The organism is Chryseobacterium sp. S0630 (assembly GCF_024158915.1).
Taxonomy (GTDB): Bacteria; Bacteroidota; Bacteroidia; order Flavobacteriales; family Weeksellaceae; genus Chryseobacterium.
This window is the reverse complement of the sequence record NZ_JAMZGF010000001.1, coordinates 126,290-146,176: the sequence shown is the minus strand read 5'-3', so window position 1 is coordinate 146,176 and position 19,887 is coordinate 126,290. Positions and strand designations below refer to the sequence as shown.

At 37.1% G+C, this 19,887-nt stretch carries 15 protein-coding genes; 14 read left to right on the top strand and 1 reads right to left on the bottom strand.

Annotated features, from left to right (window positions below; translation table 11 throughout):
* The first annotated feature begins 97 nt into the window (after window positions 1-97).
* From NK356_RS00650 to NK356_RS00625, 6 genes are all read left to right on the top strand, one after another.
* On the top strand, window positions 98-1,507 hold the full coding sequence (locus NK356_RS00650) for a regulatory iron-sulfur-containing complex subunit RicT (protein WP_253315935.1): 1,410 nt from the start codon (window positions 98-100) through the stop codon (window positions 1,505-1,507).
* Window positions 1,500-1,964: a gliding motility lipoprotein GldH gene (locus NK356_RS00645; protein WP_253315934.1), complete on the top strand. Its 465-nt coding sequence runs from the start codon at window positions 1,500-1,502 to the stop codon at window positions 1,962-1,964. The genes NK356_RS00650 and NK356_RS00645 overlap by 8 nt, the downstream gene beginning before the upstream one ends.
* Before the next feature lie 6 nt (window positions 1,965-1,970).
* Complete coding sequence (locus tag NK356_RS00640; protein WP_034691777.1) at window positions 1,971-4,349, top strand: transglycosylase domain-containing protein; 2,379 nt, start codon at window positions 1,971-1,973, stop codon at window positions 4,347-4,349.
* Window positions 4,350-4,424: 75 nt separating this feature from the next.
* Window positions 4,425-5,966, top strand: coding sequence for a YdiU family protein (locus NK356_RS00635; RefSeq protein ID WP_253315933.1), 1,542 nt, complete (start codon window positions 4,425-4,427; stop codon window positions 5,964-5,966).
* 86 nt (window positions 5,967-6,052) lie between these two features.
* Window positions 6,053-6,868, top strand: coding sequence for a T9SS type A sorting domain-containing protein (locus NK356_RS00630; RefSeq protein WP_034691782.1), 816 nt, complete (start codon window positions 6,053-6,055; stop codon window positions 6,866-6,868).
* A 74-nt stretch (window positions 6,869-6,942) separates the two neighbouring features.
* Window positions 6,943-8,220: a DUF6080 domain-containing protein gene (locus NK356_RS00625; RefSeq protein WP_253315932.1), complete on the top strand. Its 1,278-nt coding sequence runs from the start codon at window positions 6,943-6,945 to the stop codon at window positions 8,218-8,220.
* A gap of 54 nt (window positions 8,221-8,274) precedes the next feature.
* On the opposite strand, the gene NK356_RS00620 is transcribed toward NK356_RS00625, so the two are convergent.
* Complete coding sequence (locus NK356_RS00620) at window positions 8,275-8,832, bottom strand: SPOR domain-containing protein (RefSeq protein ID WP_034691785.1); 558 nt, start codon at window positions 8,830-8,832, stop codon at window positions 8,275-8,277.
* Between the two features lie 184 nt (window positions 8,833-9,016).
* Here NK356_RS00620 and NK356_RS00615 point away from each other — a divergent pair, with 184 nt between their 5' ends.
* The 8 genes from NK356_RS00615 to NK356_RS00580 all read left to right on the top strand — a co-directional run bounded on the left by NK356_RS00615 (window position 9,017) and on the right by NK356_RS00580 (window position 19,886).
* A complete protein-coding gene (locus tag NK356_RS00615; RefSeq protein WP_034691787.1) occupies window positions 9,017-10,375 on the top strand; it encodes a c-type cytochrome in 1,359 nt (452 codons plus the stop codon).
* 23 nt (window positions 10,376-10,398) lie between these two features.
* Window positions 10,399-13,458, top strand: a complete 3,060-nt coding sequence (locus NK356_RS00610) for a TAT-variant-translocated molybdopterin oxidoreductase (protein WP_034691789.1) — start codon at window positions 10,399-10,401, stop codon at window positions 13,456-13,458.
* A gap of 25 nt (window positions 13,459-13,483) precedes the next feature.
* Window positions 13,484-14,881, top strand: coding sequence for an NrfD/PsrC family molybdoenzyme membrane anchor subunit (gene nrfD, locus NK356_RS00605; protein ID WP_034691792.1), 1,398 nt, complete (start codon window positions 13,484-13,486; stop codon window positions 14,879-14,881).
* Window positions 14,868-15,389 (top strand): DUF3341 domain-containing protein, encoded by a 522-nt coding sequence (locus NK356_RS00600; RefSeq protein ID WP_034691794.1) that lies wholly within the window; start codon window positions 14,868-14,870, stop codon window positions 15,387-15,389. Before nrfD ends, NK356_RS00600 begins: the two co-directional genes overlap by 14 nt.
* Before the next feature lies 1 nt (window position 15,390).
* Window positions 15,391-16,080, top strand: coding sequence for a cytochrome c (locus NK356_RS00595; RefSeq protein ID WP_034691797.1), 690 nt, complete (start codon window positions 15,391-15,393; stop codon window positions 16,078-16,080).
* An 8-nt stretch (window positions 16,081-16,088) separates the two neighbouring features.
* Window positions 16,089-17,420, top strand: coding sequence for a hypothetical protein (locus NK356_RS00590; RefSeq protein WP_034691800.1), 1,332 nt, complete (start codon window positions 16,089-16,091; stop codon window positions 17,418-17,420).
* Window positions 17,421-17,567: 147 nt separating this feature from the next.
* Complete coding sequence (locus tag NK356_RS00585; protein ID WP_034691802.1) at window positions 17,568-18,584, top strand: hypothetical protein; 1,017 nt, start codon at window positions 17,568-17,570, stop codon at window positions 18,582-18,584.
* Between the two features lie 102 nt (window positions 18,585-18,686).
* Window positions 18,687-19,886: an NTF2-like transpeptidase gene (locus NK356_RS00580; protein ID WP_034691807.1), complete on the top strand. Its 1,200-nt coding sequence runs from the start codon at window positions 18,687-18,689 to the stop codon at window positions 19,884-19,886.
* Window position 19,887: the final 1 nt, after the last annotated feature.

The following is a 19,887-nucleotide window of genomic DNA, read 5'->3' as shown; positions in this document are numbered from 1 at the left end:
AGGAAAATGTTTTATCTCCAATTCAGGTTATTTAAGTATTTTAGAATCGCATAAAGATAAAAATACATAAATTTGCAGATTATAAATAATAGAAAATATGAGTTGTGGATGTAAAACATCCGGCGATTCTGCACATTCTTGCGGCCCTAAAAAAACCGCAAATGGCTGTGAAAATGTAAATACCTGCGGGAATAGTTATAAATTAAGTGTTTTTGACTGGCTTTCTAACATCAACAATCCGGCACCAAACAGGTGTGATTTTGTTGAAGTTAGATTTAAAAATGACAGAAAATCGTTTTATAAGAATGTAAATAATATCCCTTTACATATAGGTAGCGTAATTACAGTAGAATCAAGTCCGGGACACGATGTAGGCGTAGTAAGCCTTACGGGAGAATTAGTAAAGATTCAGATGAAAAAGAAAAAGTTTTCTGAAGAATCGGCACTCAAAATATACAGACAAGCCAACCAAAAAGATCTTGAGGTATGGCAGGAAGCAAGAAAAAAAGAAGATGGCGTAAAGCTTGAAGCAAGAAAAATTGCCCAGAGATTAGGCCTTGAAATGAAAGTTACAGACGTGGAATATCAGGGTGACTCCTCAAAAATCACCTTTTATTACACTGCTGAGAACCGAGTGGATTTCAGACAACTAATCAAAGATTACGCTGGAGCTTTCCGTACTAAAATCGACATGAAACAAATCGGTTTCAGACAGGAAGCTGCCAAAGTAGGTGGAATCGGATCTTGCGGACGTGAACTTTGCTGCTCTACATGGCTTACAGACTTCAGATCTGTAAACACCAATGTTGCAAGATATCAACAGCTGAGTATCAATCCTCAGAAACTGGCAGGGCAATGCGGTAAGCTTAAATGTTGTCTTAACTATGAGCTTGACAGTTATCTGGATGCATTAAGCAACTTCCCTTCTTCTTCAACTACTTTGGAAACTGAGAAAGGAAAAGCATTCTGTATTAAAATCGACGTTTTCAAAAAGAAAATGTGGTTTGCTTATGTAGACAGTTCAATTGCATGGTATGATTTTGACATTGACCTTGTTAAAAAATTGATTTCAAAGAATAAAAGAGGAGAAAAAACACTTCCTCTTGAAGACCTGAAACAACCGGAAGCCTCTACTCACACGATCGATTTGATTCAGGAAAACAATGTGGATCGTTTCGAAAAGAAAAACAGAGGAAACAACCGAAACAGAAACAACCAGAGCAACCAGAATAAGCAAAATAACAACCAGCAAAATCAGGGTCAGGGCCAAGGACAAAAAAGAAACAGACCGGAAAGGCAAGAGAGGCCGGAAAGATCTGAAAAAACCGAAAACCCGAATGCTCAATCTGCAAATCAGCCAAAACCTCAAAAGCAGCACCCACAGCAAAAAGCCCCTGTGGAAAAAGCAGTGAATAATTCTGACGCTGATAAAAAGCCACAGAGCAACAATCCGAACAAGAAAAAATTCAAAAAGAAATATCCTCCAAAAAAAGATAACAATGCATAAAATTTTAGGATTACTTTCACTTATCCTTTTCTTTAGCTGCAACTCTTCCTCAGGAGGAGATGTCATCATGAATTCCGTTGATAACAAATGGAATAAGAAAAGTGAACAAAAATTTAATCTTGAAGTTTCAGATCCGCAGAATCCTAAAAATATTATATTTGTCGTAAGAAATAACAACGCTTATCCTTACAGCAATATAAGGTTTATAGTGAATTTCACCAATCTCCAGAACAAAAAAAAGGAAACAGACACCTTGAATTATGTTCTGGCTAAACCAAACGGAGAATGGCTTGGTACAGGGTTTGGTGATACGAAGGAAACTTTGTTTCAGTATAAAGTAAATTACCAGTTTCCGGGACAAGGGAAATATGAAATCAGTCTTACTCAGGCGATGAGAAATGACAACCTTCAGGGAATTGAGGATATTGGGGTAAAAATAGAAACGGCTAAACCGTAACCATAAATGGAAGAAAACAAAAAAAATGCAGGAAATAAGGGGAAAACATTTCCTCTGCCTCCCAAGAAAAAGAAAGATACCTCCTGGAGAAAATGGGTTTCGTTTATTTGGATCGGACTCATTGCGGTAGTTCTGGGAATTTCAGGGCTTTTCTTTTCGGTTTCTCAAGGATTCCTTGGGGAAATGCCTGATGTAAAAGAACTTGAAAACCCGGATATCTTTGTTGCTTCTGAAATCATTTCTTCAGACGGAGTAACTTTGGGTAAATTCGAAAAAGAAAAGACTCAGCCAATCGTTTATAAAGACCTTCCTCCTTATCTTATTTATGCTCTACAGGCTAAAGAAGATGAGCGTTTTAAAGAACACTCAGGAATCGATTTATACTCTGTTGCCAGAGCCGTTGCATATGGTGGTGGACGTGGTGGAGGTTCTACCATTACCCAACAGCTTGCCAAACTTCTTTTCACAGGAAATGCTTCTCAGAATAAAGTTCAGAGAGCATTCCAGAAACTGAAAGAATGGGTAGTAGCAGTAAGTCTTGAGAAAAGATACACCAAAGAAGAGATTATCACTCTTTATTTCAACAAATTTGACTTCCTTTTCAACGCTAATGGTATTGAAATGGCTTCCAGAGTTTACTTTAACAAGAAAACATCTGAACTTACATTACCAGAAGCTGCAACATTTGTAGCAATGCTTGAAAACCCAAGAAAAAACAATCCTTACAGATATCCTGAAAAGGCTAAAGAAAGAAGGAATGTCGTATTAGATCAAATGCAGAAAACCGGATATATTGATGCTGCAACGTACGAAAAAGCAGCCAGTACTCCGATTGAAGTAGACTTCCACCCTATCAAGAGTATTACTGATGGATATTCTGCTTATTACAAGTTCTATCTGAGAAAAGAGATTGACAAATATCTTGAAGCTCATGAAAAAGAAACCGGTAAAAAACTTAACCTTTACAAGGACGGTTTAAAAATATATGTTACTCTTGATTCTAAAATGCAGAAATATGCTGAAGAATCAATCAAAGAGCACTTAACAGATCTTCAGAAGAGATTTGATGCAGAACAGAGAGGAAGAAAGAACAGACCTTTCTACTATCTTAATGATAAACAAATCAAAGATGTAATGGTTCAGGCGATGAAAAGAACCGGCCGTTATAAATTGCTGAAAGCTGACGGAATGCCTGAGGATTCTATTATGATGGAGTTCAAAAAACCTATCAAAACTTCACGATTCACATGGGCCGGAGAAGAAGAGGTGGAAATGTCTCCATGGGATTCTATCAGATACCACAAACAAATTGCACAGGCAGGTTTAATGTCTATGGTTCCAGGAACCGGAGAAATCAAAGCTTGGGTAGGTGGTATAGACTGGCAGCACTTCCAATATGACCATATCAAACAAGGTAAGAGACAGGTAGGATCTACATTCAAGCCTTTCGTATATGCTACTGCTATTATGAAACTGGGAATGACACCTTGTTCGGCTGTTTCTAACGGAACTTACGATCATAACGGATGGCATGTACCGGGAAGAGGCGGAATGCTTACTTTAAAAGATGCATTGGCACACTCTCAAAACCCTGTTGCTGCAAGACTTATTGAAATGACAGGAGTAGATGCTGTAATCCAGACAGCAAGAGATCTGGGAGTAACAGAAGATATTCCAAGAAACAATACTATCGCTTTAGGTTCATCAGACATCACTATTTACGAAATGCTAGGTGCATACAGTACTTTCGCCAACTATGGTAACTATAACAAACCAGAGATGATCTGGAGAATTGAAGATGCCAATGGTAGAGTAATCAAAGAAGTAAACGTAGAGCCAAAAGAAGTAATGAACCCAATGTATGCCTACACCATGATTGAACTTATGAAAGGTGTTGCACAATACGGAACTGCTTCCGGAGAATTAGGAAGAAGAGGAATTTCAAAAGCTGTGGAAATTGCTGCTAAAACAGGAACAACTCAGAATAACTCCGATGGATGGTTTATGGGAATCACACCAAAACTGGCAACCGGAGCATGGGTTGGATGGGAAGACAGAGCAACCCACTTCTTTGGAACAGGTGAAGGTCAGGGTGCGAGAATGGCACTACCGATCTGGGCAATTTTCATGAAGAAAGTATGGGCTGATAAGAGCTTAGGAGTAACTCCTGATGACAAGTTTGTCAAGCCTTCAGACTGGAAAGACGGATGTTCTAACCTTAAAGGATTAAGCGGAGGATATGGAGATGACGGAAGTCTTCAGACGATCGATGAGATCAAAAATCCAAGACCAGCAGATCCAACTCCTAAAAAACCAACAGAAAAGAAAGAGGACAACATCAATGAAAACCTTCATTCTAATGATGAAGTAGATTTCAATAAATAAATTCTCTTTTAGAAATACACAAGACCTTTCAATAATTTGAAAGGTCTTTTCTTTTATAATTAATACCTTTGAAGGATGAATATCGAACGTATCAGACAGCCATTTATTGAAAATTTTCCCGGTGATTTTTCAAACAACACTATGCAGAGAAACACTCCAAAGGTTTTATTTGCTACCATTAAACCCGCAGGTTTTGATAAACCTGAACTGATTGCTTTTAACGAAGCTTTATCAGAGGAAATTGGCTTAGGAAAATACGAAGATAAAGATCTGAACTTTCTGGTAGGAAATAACCTTCCGGACAACGTTCGAACCTATGCCACAGCTTATGCAGGACATCAGTTCGGAAACTGGGCAGGACAGCTTGGAGATGGAAGAGCCATCCTTGCAGGTGAAATTACCAATGAGGCAGGAAAAAAGACCGAAATCCAATGGAAAGGAGCCGGAGCAACTCCATATTCTAGACATGCTGATGGAAGAGCCGTATTGAGGTCTTCTGTACGTGAATATCTTATGAGTGAAGCTATGTATCACTTAGGCATTCCTACAACAAGAGCGCTTAGTCTGGCTTTTACAGGCGAAGATGTGATGCGTGATATCATGTACAGCGGAAATCCACAGCTTGAAAAAGGTGCAGTGGTCATCAGAACTGCTGAAAGTTTTTTACGTTTCGGACATTTTGAACTTATGTCTGCCCAAAGAGAATATAACAATCTTCAGGAGCTTGCCGACTTTACCATTGAAAACTATTACCCGGAAATTACATCAACTGACAATAAGAAATACAGAGACTTTTTTGAAAACATCTGCACCCGAACGGCTAACTTAATGGTTGAATGGTTCAGAGTAGGCTTTGTACATGGAGTGATGAACACAGATAATATGTCCATTTTGGGGTTAACTATTGACTACGGCCCCTATTCCATGATGGACGAATATGATTTGAATTTCACACCCAATACAACAGACCTTCCGGGAAGAAGATATGCGTTCGGAAAACAGGGACAAATTGCCCAATGGAATCTTTGGCAGCTTGCTAATGCTCTTCATCCATTAATCAAGGATGAAAAGTTTTTAGAAGATACTTTAAATAATTTCGGAACTTATTTTTGGAAAGCTCATGACCAGATGCTCTGTAAAAAGTTCGGTTTTGATCAGCTTCAAAAAGATGATGAAGAATTTTTCACCAACTGGCAGGGATTAATGCAGGAACTTCAGTTGGATTACACCTTGTTTTTCAATCAACTGAAAAAAATAACCCAAAGCACAAACATATCAGAACATTTTAAAGATGTCTCTTATATTATTCTGGATGAAGTAAAGCTGGAAAAGCTAAATAGTTTTATCAAAAGTTATGAAGCAAGAAAAGCTTTAAACTCTATTTCGAAAGAAGACTCTTTAGCCATGATGGAAAAAGCAAATCCAACATTTATACTCCGAAATTATCTTCTCTATGAATGTATTGAAGAGATCAGCAATGGCAAAAAAGAGATGCTGGAAAAACTCATTAAAGCCCTCGAAAATCCATATCAGGAAATATATCCTGAGTTCTCCGCCAAAAGACCGTCTGGATACGATGACACAGCCGGATGTTCCACACTTTCATGCAGTTCGTGATTAACAAATATTCATAAAAAATCAAAAAACAGGTAATTATTTTCATTTTTTTATTACATTTACTAACAACTTTAAACGTAAACCAAATGAAAACAAAATTACTATTCATTTTCCTTATTTCTTTTGTATTTGGAAATGCACAGATTCTCACAGAGACTTTTCAGGGTACGATATTTCCTCCAACAGGATGGACAACCGGAACAAATGTGGCTTCAAGACCTTGGGGATTTACCACTATCATATTTAATGCATCCGGACAAGCAACATTTAATATCAATGGTGGAAAATCTGCCGCTATAGGATGGATTGCAGAAGCGCAGGATGCTCATTTAACAAGTCCTTCTTTCAGTTTAGTAGGGACAACGAGTCCAGTCCTAAAGTTCAATGCTAAAATTGGATACGAATACATGGTTGATCCAAATCCTAACGGAGATTTAAAAGTAGAGGTATCCACAGATGGAGGAACTACCTGGAATCAGGTATGGGTTGAAGAAAACTATGGAGTATATACTGATTATGAAACACTAGCGATTACCGTGAGCTTAGCCTCATATGCAGGGCAGGCCAATGTTAAATTCAGATTCCATTATGTAGCCAATGATGCAGATAGCCTTTCGATAGATGATGTACAGGTTTTAGCAAGTGCTACATTAGCTACTCAGGAAGCCAATGCTAAAGTAAAAGACTTTACAAACATTTATCCAAACCCTACAAAAGGAGAAATCAATATTAAAACAGATAAAAAAATCAAATCTGCTACAGTAATTGATGCAAGCGGAAAATCTCTGCTCAACAATACTTCAGAAAGATTGGATATTTCTTCACTTCCAAAAGGAGTTTATCTATTAAAAGTAGATTTCTCTGACGGAACCTCCAAAACCGAGAAAGTAATCAAACAATAACAACGTTTATACAAACTTTTATAACCACCAATTTTGGTGGTTTTTTTATTTTACTTTTGCAAAAAATTTGACCCGTGTCTTTTATCAAAACAAAAATTATCAATTTTCTTAAACTGGTTTTCCCTTCCACTTATACCGAGTTGGCAGTATTTCTGTTTTTCATAGTCTGTTATGGAATTTTAGGATCTTATATTGCCCTTCATTACAGGATTATTTTTGACAGCAGGATTCCGTGGGATGCTTACTTCAGTTTCGACAACAAATCAATCCTTATGACAGGAGGTAGTTTTGAAAGACATCCTCTATCCTACTATTTTTTTAACTGGATAAGAGAATTCTCGTTATTTATTTCAGGAGGAAAAATGGATGCCAACTTCAGACTTACGTTGGCATGGCTCAGTAATATTATCATTACATTAAATATTATTCAGGTATTTAAATATTTAAAAAACATCATTCACCTTCCTTTATGGCTAAGCCTTTTAATCATTCTGTTCTTTGGAGCTTTTTCCACTAATATTATCTTGTCTTTTACTCCGGAGAACTTTACCTACACCTTATTTTTACTCTCGTTATACAATTACTATGCGGCAATAAAACTAAGGAAAGAAGAAAAAATACCTGCTACTGCTTTATCACTGGCTGGGATTACTATCGGAGGACTTACCATTACAAATATTGTAAAGGTTTTCATTCCTCTTATTTTTGAGAAGGGCATTTTTACAAACTTGAAAAAATTCGGAAATGCAGTTCTAAGAGTGGCAATAGCTATTATCTGTTTTGTACTGCTTTATCTAAACAGAATTGATTTTAAATATCAGAATATCTTTTCAAAAACAAATCAACAGTATGAAAAATTCTCGAATGTAGAATCAATGCCAACATGGGATATGATTCTCTCCTTCTTTTTCGGAGGCAATATTCTTTTCCCCGGATTTATTATGTCTGACAAGCATAATATGAAAGGATTTAATTTCAAAGGGCTTTACATGGATCTTTACTCATCGCCTCTTCCCTACTTTTTTATTGCAATATTATTAATCCTGATAAGTTGGAGTTATTTTAAAAACTTTAAAAACAAGTGGGTTCAGATAATTGTCATTTCATTTTTAGTTGACATCATTATCCATTGTGTGATGAGGTTTGGCCTTCACACCTCCTATATCTATGGAGGACATTTTGTCTTTGTATATCCTCTTCTTTTAGGATGGCTCTTTTTTGCCTACAGATCTTCACCAAAAATGATGTCGTTTTTAACATTCACAATGGTTATATTGTTTATCTATCTGATCATCAATAACATCTTCAGAATGACAGAATTTTTCTGGTTTATGGAAAATTATTATCAATAAAAAAAGCTGAGAAAATTTCTCAGCTTTTTGTTTTTATGTTGAAATAAATACTTCTTATTTTGCTTCTGCACAGAAAATTCTATACTGTACTGCTACTGCAGATTTAAAGTATTCTCTGATTTTGGAAAGATCACTGGCAGCACTTTGTTTTGTGAAATAACTTCCAGCTAAAATTTTATAATTAGGTCTTAAAGAAGCATCTGTCTCCACTTTCAGATTCGGGAATCTTTTTCTGAAATAAGATTTCACCTCATTAGCCTCCTCATTACTTTTTACCGTTGTAATCTGGATTTTGAACCCTAAAATTCTAGGATTTTTCTTACAGATTTCTGCATTGGTAAGTTCTCTGCTCGGCACAAAGATCTTAGGGGGTTTTGTATTGATTCCTGTAGAAATTCCACTATCATTATTACTGAAATCTTTAGGAGAATTTGTTGGAGCAACTTTCGCACACTTTCCTTCAATTCCTTCCAAAGCAGCATTTATTTTGGAATCCATTGTCATGACCAGTTCTGTTCCCGACAGGGTATCCTTTTTAACAACTTGCTGTGCTTCAATATTATAAAATCCAAATAATGATAATATCGAAAATATTTTGATTAGATTTCTCATTTAAACTTGTTTCCGCAAATTTATACAAATTAAAAAACTATACCAAACTGGTTATTTAGAATCAATACAAATTAAACGTAAATGATATTTTCCCTTTTCGATATACCGTTAAATTCCTGTTAAAAATATTATTTTTGCGGAATTGATTGAATGTTCAATAATTTACTAACATAAGATAATTTAAATGATTAGTTGGAGAAAGCATTATAAAAAAACGTTGATCGCAATAGGCTTATTGCTATCAACCAGTGCTTCATTTTACGGGCAAGACGGCGATCCTAAAAACGGAGAGAAACTTTTCAAAGCGAATTGTACTGCATGTCACGCGCTGGACAAACAAGTTGTAGGACCACCATTAAAAGGGGTTGTAGAACGTGTAAAGACAGAAGGTGGTGTAGACAAAGATTGGCTTCACAAGTGGATCAAAGACAACAAAGCTCTAAGAGCTTCTGGGGATAAATACGCCAATGAGATTTTTGAAAAGTTTAACAAGACTGAAATGCAGGTCTTTCCAAATCTTACAGATAAGGATATTGACGACATTTTAGCTTTCACAACTAACCCTCCTGCTCCGGAGGAGAAAAAACCGGAAGCAACTCCTGCAACTGACGCTACTGCGACAGCTCCTGCAGACAAAACTACTACAAACGTTGTAATCATTTCACTTTTAGCGATCGCAGGTTTACTGGTTTGGATCTTGGTAAAACTAAGACAATTGGTAAAACTGGGTCAGTCTGAAGATTTAGCGGGACTTAATGAAACAAGAGTTCGTTCTTTCAGTGAAATGTATGAGAAGTTCCACTTCATTGGTAAAGGTTTATTAGCAATCCTTGCTATTTTAGCCGCTTACGGAGTATGGAACTGGTTAATGTGGATTGGGGTTTACAAAGGGTACAAACCTGAGCAACCTATCTACTTCTCTCACAAAATCCACGCTGGAGAACAAAAAATTGACTGTCAGTTATGTCACTCTAGTGCTAAATACGGAAAAGTATCTGAGATTCCTTCTATGAACGTTTGTATGAACTGTCACAGAACAATTTCTGAATACAACGCAGATCACTACATGGAGCCAGGAAAAGACAAGGCATTCTATGACGGAGAAATCCAGAAGATCTATGCTGCAACAGGTTGGGATCCTGCAAAACAACAGTACACAGGAAAAACACAGCCGGTTGAATGGACAAGAATCCACAACATGCCAGACTTCGTTTACTTCAACCACTCTCAGCACGTAATTGCTGGAGAACAAGCGATCATCAATTCTTTCAACAAAAAGAATCCTAACAACAAAATTGATGTAGTATGTAAAGCTTGTCACGGTAAAATTGATACAATGAATGTTGTTCAGATGGCAAACGACTTTACTATGGGATGGTGTATCGAGTGCCACAGAACGACTGAAGTTGATATGAACAACGGTTATAATAAAGAGTACTTCAAAAATCTACATGACAAGTTGAAAAAACAATATCCACAAGATGGAGGTAAGATCACTGTAGATGCAATTGGAGGTCTTGAGTGTGGTAAATGTCATTATTAATAACTAAAAAATTAGAAGTATAAATGGCTTCAAACAAAATACAATTCAGAAGTATTCATGAACTTAAAGATCCAGCTTTGAATAATAAGCTGGCTCAGAAAGAGTTTCAGGAAGAAATTCCGGTAGAAGATTTCCTTGGAGATGCTGAGAAAAACGGATCAAGTACTTCAAGAAGAGATTTCCTTAAATTACTAGGATTCTCTACAGCAGCAGTTACTTTAGCTGCCTGCGAAGCTCCAGTAATCAAAACGATTCCTTATGTGGTAAAGCCGCATGACATTATTCCAGGAATCCCTAATTATTACGCTTCAACCTATTTTGACGGTTTCGACTTTGCTAGTGTTTTAGTAAAAACCCGTGAAGGTAGACCTATCAAAATTGAACCAAACCCGGCTGGTGGTGATTTAGGTAAAACTAACGCAAGAGCTCAGGCAAGTGTACTTTCTCTTTATGATAACGATAAAGTAAAGCAGCCTAAACTAGACGGCAAAGATGAAACTTTCGATAAAGTAGACAGTTTCGTTATCAAAGGTTTGGAAGAAGCTAAAGCGTCAGGCAAAAAGATTGTGGTTTTATCACACTCTTTTGCTTCACCAACTTTCAAAAAGTTATTCGCTGAATTCAAAGCTAAATATCCTACAGCTGAATTAGTAACTTATGATGCTTTCCCTTACTCTGCAGGATTAGATGCAGCACAGGAAGTATTCGGACAAAGAGCATTACCTGTTTATGACCTTAACGGTTCTGAATTGGTAGTTTCTTTCCAGGCTGATTTCTTAGGAGATTATAATGCTTCAAGCTTAGAGACTTCTTATGCAGCAGCTAGAAAACCAGGAGCAAGCATGTTGAGACACATTCAGGTGGAGTCTAACATGTCTTTAACTGGAGCTAACGCTGACTCAAGATACAGATTAAAACCAAGTGCTGTAAACAAAACGTTAGTGGAAGTTTACAATGCAATCGTAGGTGGCGGTACTACTGATAAGACTGCAACTGAAATTGCTAACGAATTGAAAGCAAAAGGAAGCAAAGCTGTTGTTTTCGCTGACGGTTCTAAAGGAGCACAGGTTTTAGCACACTTAATCAACCAAAAATTAGGTTCAGTAGCTTTCACAGGTAAGGCAAACTTCCTTAAAGAATTCAACGGTGCTAAATACCAGGAATTCTTAGGATGGGTAAACGGTGGACAAGTTGGTGTATTAATTACAAACAACGTAGACCCTATCTACTCTCATCCAAAAGGAGAAGATTTCAAAAAATCTTTATCAAAAGTTCCTTACGTAGTTGCTGTAGCAGATAAGAAAAATGAAATGTACAAAGCAGCGAAAGCTGTAATTCCGGTAGCTAACTGGTTAGAGTCTTGGGGAGATATCGAACCACAGACTGGAGTATATTCATTAATGCAGCCTACAATCCAGAAAATCTACAAATCAAGACAGATTGAAGAGTCTCTATTGGTTTGGAAGAATGGTAAAAACAATGCAGCAAACAACTACTACGATTATTTAAAAGCAAGCTCTGCTTCTCTTTTAGGTGGTACTTCTTTCAACAAAGCATTGTATAACGGTATCAACGCTTCTACGAATGCAACTTCTCTTGCTTATGCAGGTGGAAATGCTGCTCAGGCTGTTGCTGAACTAGGAAACTTTAAAGCTTCTGAATTAGAATTAGTATTATACACTAAGACTTCAATGGGAGATGGTACTCAGGCAAACAACCCTTGGTTACAAGAGTTACCAGACCCAATCACAAGAATGTCTTGGGATAACTACCTTACAATTTCTCCTAAAGATGCAGAGAAATTTGCAATTGACAACGATCTTAACGCGAGAATGCAGCTAGATGGTTCTATTGTAAACCTTACTGTAAACGGAGTTAAAATAGAAAACGTTCCTGTATTCGTACAACCAGGACAAGCTGAAGGATCTGTAGGTCTTGCACTTGGTTATGGTAAGAAAAACTCAGGAGCAACTGCTGATACTGGTGTAAATGCTTATCCTTTATTTGACGGTTCTAACCTTGTTCTTTCAGGTGTTAAAATTGAAAAAACAGGAGAAGATCACGAATTCGCAGGTATCCAGCTTCAAAATACATTAATGGGTCGTTATGAAATCGCGAAGGAAGTTCCTTTAGCTGAATTCATTAACGTTGCTTTTGATGATGAGCACAAAGGATGGAACAAGCCTTTGGAATACCACACGATCAGCGGAGCACTTCCAGCGAGAAAAATCGACCTTTGGGATGCTTTTGATGATACTGATGGTCCTCACTTTAACTTATCTATTGACTTGAACTCTTGTACTGGTTGTGGAGCATGTATCATTGCTTGTCAGGCAGAAAACAACGTTCCTGTAGTAGGTAAAGAAGAAGTAAGAATGTCTAGAGATATGTACTGGTTAAGAATTGACCGTTACTACTCTTCAAGACAAAAAGTAGAAGTTTACGAAGGATTGAAAGAAGGAATGGCTGTACCAGAATTGTACGGTACTGCTTTCGGAGACGGAGGTGCATTAAACCACCCTGCAGACAACCCGGATGTAATTTTCCAACCAGTAATGTGTCAGCACTGTAACCACGCTCCATGTGAAACTGTATGTCCGGTAGCGGCTACTTCACACGGTAAGCAAGGTCAAAACCATATGGCTTACAACAGATGTATCGGTACCAGATATTGTGCAAACAACTGTCCGTACAAAGTAAGACGTTTCAACTGGTTTACTTATAACCTAAATGACAAGTTCGATTTCAACATGAACAACGATTTAGGAAGAATGGTACTTAACCCGGATGTAGTTGTAAGAACTAGAGGGGTAATGGAGAAATGTTCAATGTGTATCCAAATGACTCAGAATACTATTCTTGAGGCTAAGAAAGAAGGAAGAAGAGTGAAGGATGGAGAATTCCAGACTGCTTGTTCTAAAGCTTGTTCTACTGGAGCAATGACATTTGGAGACATGAATGATAAAGATTCTTCAATTAGAGAGCAATATGCATCTAACAGAAGATATTATTTACTAGAGGAGATCGGAACAAAACCAAACGTGTTCTATCACACTAAAGTAAGAAACAGAGTAGAAAAATAAAGTTTAAATAATAAATAGGTAAAAAATGTCAGGACATTACGAAGCTCCGATAAGGGAACCTCTAATTATTGGTCACAAAACTTATCACGATATTACAGAAGATATCGCACGACCTATCGAAGAAAGAGCAGGTAAATTATGGTGGATCTCATTATATGCTGCACTAGTTCTATTCCTCTATGGATTCGGCTGTATCGCTTACACTATCGGGACAGGTATTGGAGCATGGGGGCTTAACAGAACTATTAACTGGGGTTGGGATATTACCAACTTCGTATGGTGGGTAGGTATCGGTCACGCCGGGACCCTAATCTCAGCAGTATTATTATTATTTAGACAGAGATGGAGAATGTCTGTAAACAGATCTGCAGAGGCGATGACGATCTTTGCGGTTGTACAGGCAGCAATCTTCCCTGTAATCCACATGGGTAGAGTTTGGGTTGGATACTGGGTATTCCCTTTACCAAACCAATTCGGTTCTCTTTGGGGGAACTTCAACTCTCCTCTACTTTGGGACGTATTTGCGATCTCTACGTATTTCTCAGTATCAACTGTATTCTGGTTCATGGGACTAATCCCTGACTTTGCAATGATCAGAGATAGAGCTAAAACTCCTTGGACTAAGAAAATTTATACATTCCTTGCATTCGGTTGGGGTGGTAAAGCAAAACACTGGCAAAGATTCGAAGAACTTTCTTTGGTTCTTGCAGGTTTGGCAACTCCACTTGTATTCTCAGTACACACTACCGTATCATTTGACTTCGCGACTTCAGTAATTAAAGGATGGCACTCAACAATCTATCCTCCTTACTTCGTTGCTGGTGCAATCTTCTCAGGATTTGCAATGGTACAGACCCTATTGTTGGTTGCAAGAAAAGTGTGTCACTTAGAAGAGTATATTACAATGTATCATATCGAAATTATGAACATCGTAATCATCTTAACTGGTGGTATGGTAACTGTAGCTTACGCAACTGAATATTTCATCGGATGGTACTCAGGATCTAGATTTGAAGATTTCACATATCTTTCTCCAGGTGCTGCTGTAGGACCTTACTGGTGGGCATTCTGGTCATTGATCATCTGTAACCTTGTTATTCCTGCTTCTTTCTGGTTCAAGAGACTAAGAACGAACATTATCTGGACATTCATTGTTGCATTAATCATCAACATCGGTATGTGGTTCGAGCGTTTTGATATCATCGTTATCAACCTTTCAAGAGACTACTTACCAGGATCATGGACAATGTTTAAGCCAACGATCATTGATGTGGGTGTATACTTAGGAACTATCGGATTCTTCTCTGTATTATTCTTATTATATGCAAGAACGTTCCCTGTAATTGCACAGGCTGAATTAAAATCGATTTTGAAAATCTCAGGTGAAACTTATAAAGCAAAAGAAGGAGATGAGCACCACTAAAATTGTATACGGACTTTATGCTGACGACGACGATTTAATGAACGGCGTTAAAGCATTCAACGATAAAGGAATCGCAATTAACGAAGTTTATACTCCGTTTCCGGTTCACGGACTAGACAAAGCTTTAGGTTTAAAGAAAACTAGAATTTCTGATGCCGCATTCTTATATGCTCTTTATGGGGTTACTATCGGTGCTACTTTAACCTGGTATGTAATGAACCACGACTGGCCGCAGAATATCGGTGGTAAACCAGCTTTTGACTGGGGACACAACATGCCGGCATTCGTAGTTCCAATGTTCGAATTAATGGTATTCTGTGCTGCTCACATGATGTCTTTAACTTTCTTAGTTAGAAACAAAATGTATCCAGGAGCTCCAGCTCAGAACCCGGATCCAAGAACTACTGATGATAAATTCATGATGGAATTTGTAACTGAAGATGTAGAATCTGTAAAACAGTTGCTTATTGAAACTGGAGTTGAAGAAATAACTGTTAAAGACGCTTAAAATGAAAAAGAATGTATTAAAAATTACAGCGGTTTTAGGTTTAACAACAGTTTTACTTAACTCTTGCGGACCAAAGGAGAACACTCCGTTGGTATATTTCCCGGACATGTATTTTCCGGTAGCTTATGATCCATTGATGAAAGCTCAGGACGCTTATTCAGATCATGAAAATGAAATTCCTGCTTTTGTTAAAAATAATGGTGCAACAGGTCTTTCTCCAGTAGAAGGATCAGTTCCTCAGAATAAAGACGGAGTTTTTGAAGAAAGCTTATTACCTAAGAATGTTGACGAGTACAACGCAGGGTATGAAGCTTCCAAAAAACTTACAGCATCTCCTTTGAACCCAGCTAATGCAGCTAAGGATCTTGAAAGAGGTAAAATATTGTTTGATCACACTTGTGCTGCATGTCACGGTACAGGAGGTGATGGACAAGGACCTATCGTTCAAAGTGGAGCATTCTCTGGAGTACCAAACTATGCTGACAGAGAAATTACTGTAGGATCTGTTCATTATGTATTAACAAACGGTAGAAATGCCATGGGATCTTATGCGGGACAATTGAACGCAGGAGACAGATGGAGAGTAGCAATGTATGTGATGAGTGCTTTCAAAAAAGGAGCAGCAGCACCGGCAGCAGCTACAGCGGCGGCACCAGCAACAACTGAAACGACTACCGAAACTAAAAAATAAGAAAAGAAATGTATAGTTTTTCACCAAAATTAAAATCAACTTCTATAATACTTCTTGTTGTAGGTTTAGTTCTTTTCGGTATTGGTTTCTTTTTGAACAAAGGAATTTCTACTGAGAAAATAGAACAAATGATGGAAGCTGTTCATGCTTCAGGTCATACTGCTCCTACACACTCAAGTGAAATGGTTGGACCTCAGGATCACGCTGCTCACCTTGAGCACGCTACATTACAGGTACACAACCAGCCTTTAGCAGCAATACATTTTGTAGCTGTATTTTTCTTTGGAGTGAGCTGCTGCGTATTATTCTTCTATTCTATTCAGCACGCTGCACACGCAGGATGGCCAATCATCATTACAAGAGTAATGGAAGCTATTGCTTCTTATATCCCTTACGGTGGTGCAATCTTAGTAATCCTGATGATCTTAAACATCACTCATAATGGTCACTTATTCCACTGGATGGACCCTGAATTGACAAACCCGGATTCTCCGCATTTTGATGTGATCTTATTCGAAAAGAAAAAATTCTTAAATATTCCTTTCTACGCAGTAAGAACTTTAATCTATGTGATTGGTGCTTCTTTCTTCGCTTGGAAATTAAAAGCTCAGTCTAAGAAAGTAGATGAAACTAAGTCTAAAGTAGAGTACCAAATGCTTTACAGATGGGCAGTAGGATATATCGCATTCTTCGGATTTGCTTCTGCAGCTTGGGCTTGGGACTGGTTGATGTCTATTGACCCTCACTGGTATTCTACAATGTATATCTGGTATTCAATGGTTAGCTGCCTTTCAAGTGGTATCGCTGTAATCATTCTATTAAGTGTTTATCTTAAGAAAAATGGTTTCTTACCACAGTTCAATGACAACCACTTACACGATTTAGGAGTTTTCCTTTTCGCTACAAGTATGCTTTGGACATATACATGGTTCGCTCAGTTCATGCTTTACTGGTATGCAAACGTTCCGGAAGAGGTTAACTACTTCTTCGGTAGATTCCAACACTACTCTCCTACTTTCTTACCGATGTTGATCATCAACTTCTTATTACCGCTATTGGTATTAGTAAGTAGCAGCATCAAGAGAAACTATAAAGTAGTTACTACAATGGCAGTAGTGGTGATCTTAGGACACATCTTAGATTACTTCAACATGGTAATGCCGGGAACAGTAGGACCATACTGGAACACTCCTGAAGTATTCTTGTTAATCCTTGGAGCAATCCTATTCGTAGCTGGATTATTTATGTTTACTGTACTTTCAGCTTTATCTAAACTGAAGTTGATTCCTACAGGAAACCCATTCTTACACGAATCTGAAATTTATGAGTATCCTTTCTAAGGACTTGTAACAAAATAAAATTATAAAAGACTGATTGTTAAACAATCAGTCTTTTTTTATGGGTTTACCTATATTTTTAACACAATCGTCCCAACCCCATGTATCTTATCTATGGGCATTTAATTTATAACTATAAAACATTTTATTATGAAAAAAAATTCTCTGTTCCCCATCCTTTTTTTATTAGTGTTCCAATTTTTCAATGCACAATCTATTACCTTCATTTCTGAAAATAATAATAAACCTCTTCCCAAGGTTTCAGTTCTCGGGAACGATGGAAATATTTTAGCATACTCTGATATTGATGGAAAAATAGATAAAAAGTCTTTAGATCCATCCAAAGAAAAATTTCAAATAGTCTATAATAATTTCACAGTTGCATCATTAAAATACTCAGATTTTGATAATGAAATGATAAGGATTAATGATAAGGTAAATGCTATTGAAACTATTGTTATTAAAAACAATAAGCCTGCAAAATATATTATTATAAAAGGTAATTTTAACTCATACCTAACCGTAAACAACAAATTGAATAGTTATACCGATGGAATTGTAACCTATATCTTCGATAATGAAACTAAAAAGCTTAAGAGTAAAAATGTTGAGCAGTATAGAATGTTCAAATTAGAAAATGTTCAACCTGAAAAAAAACGGACTATCACACTTGATTTTACAAACTCTTTGGAAATTCCGGACATTAAAGATGTTGGAAATATTTCAGATTATAAAAAGAAAAACTCTGTTATTAAAGAATTAAAGGGAGAGCAAAAAGATCAAATCGAAATTACGGGAGAAGCATTACAAAAAAAAGAATTTTCATTTCTTGGATATCGCTTTTTTGATTTGAAAAGTATCTTAAATATCTCTTACGAAAAAGAGACAAAAAAAATATTGCAGGATTTTTTAGAATTTAATGAAATTCATTTTCTTAAAGTAAAACACAAAAGTGAACCAGATTATAATCAATTGATATTATATACCAACTTCTACCCTACTGAATTCTCTTTTAGTAATGAAAAGGACGTAGAAAAAGTAAAGTTTAACAAAGACAAAAGCAATTACAAAACACCCTACTGGCAGAACCCATCATTCCCGAATATGCAAACTATTTTCAGTAACTTTTTTAAAGGAGACCTGAAAGAGCAACCTAATAAAAATTAAAAATATAGGATTATGGCTATCTGAAATAGGCAGAAACATAAAGTGAAAATAAAATCCAGTATTAATAAAGGTTTTATTAAATTTGCAACAAACCAAATAAAAATGAAAAAGTTTTCTTTTCTACTTGTTTTCAGTCTGTTGCTTTTTACAGCATGTAAGAAAGATCATGTAGATGCTACGAATACTAAAACACTGCAGTCAAGTATCAATGATATGACTTCCAGTTTACCTACCATTAAGCAGATTAAGTTTAATGAAGCTCTTTATATCCTTAAGACATTTGGAGTAGAGGCAGACGGTGATATCAATGAGCTAAAAGCCCTTGGAAAACTGATTAACGGGAAGAAAGTTCCTGAAATCATGTCATTGGCTGACGAAATTGCACAGAAAAACGGAATAGAATGGGCAAGTACTGCCCCACCATCACTTGGAGAAATGAATATCTTCGGGGATGATAAAGCTAAAGAAAGTGATCCTAATGATGTAAAAGCAGGATCATTAAGCCTTGTGACAAGACCTACAGGAGATGACGGAACCGGAGCGCCTACAGCAATTCAGATTGTTCCAAGACTTGTAGATGCAGCCGGAAACCCTGTATCTTTCACAGGAGCTGGCCTTGAAGCAACTCTTGAAGTCTTCAGTAACGGTGTAAGATTGGCGACTGCTAAAAACCTGATGCAGGATAATAACTTTAAAGGATTCAATTTAAAGTTCTCATCTATCCCTGCTGCAAAAGTAGTAGATAATAAAATCGACATCACGGTTTCAGTAAAAACAACAGCCAAGACTTTCAAAATGTCTAAAATCGGTCTTGATGTAAATGCAGCAGCTTTAAAAGTTCCTGCCATCCCAAAAACTGATTCAACAGCAGTGACAGAACAACCAAGCGCAGTGGTAGATCCAAACAATCCAACAGCTACTCCTGGAGCAACTACGGATCCTGCGACAGCTACTCCTGCAACACCTGCTGCTCCAAAGCAACCCACTGCAGACCCAAAAAATACAGTCACTAAGTTTTTGAACAGCGTGAGTTCTCAGAATTTAAAAGCAGCATACGAAACAGCCAGCAATCCAAGCTGGGGAAGCTATGAATCTTTCTCAAATCCTACTTCAGGTTTTGGATCTGTGAAAAATGTAAGCGTAAAAAATATTACGACTAATGGGACATCAGCTAACAGTGCCAGCGTAAATGCCACTTATGATGTAACGGATAAAAGCGGGAAGACAACTTCTTTAAAAGTAACTTTCGGGCTTAAAAATGTAAATGGAGACTGGAAAATTTCCAGCTATAAAATCAATTAAT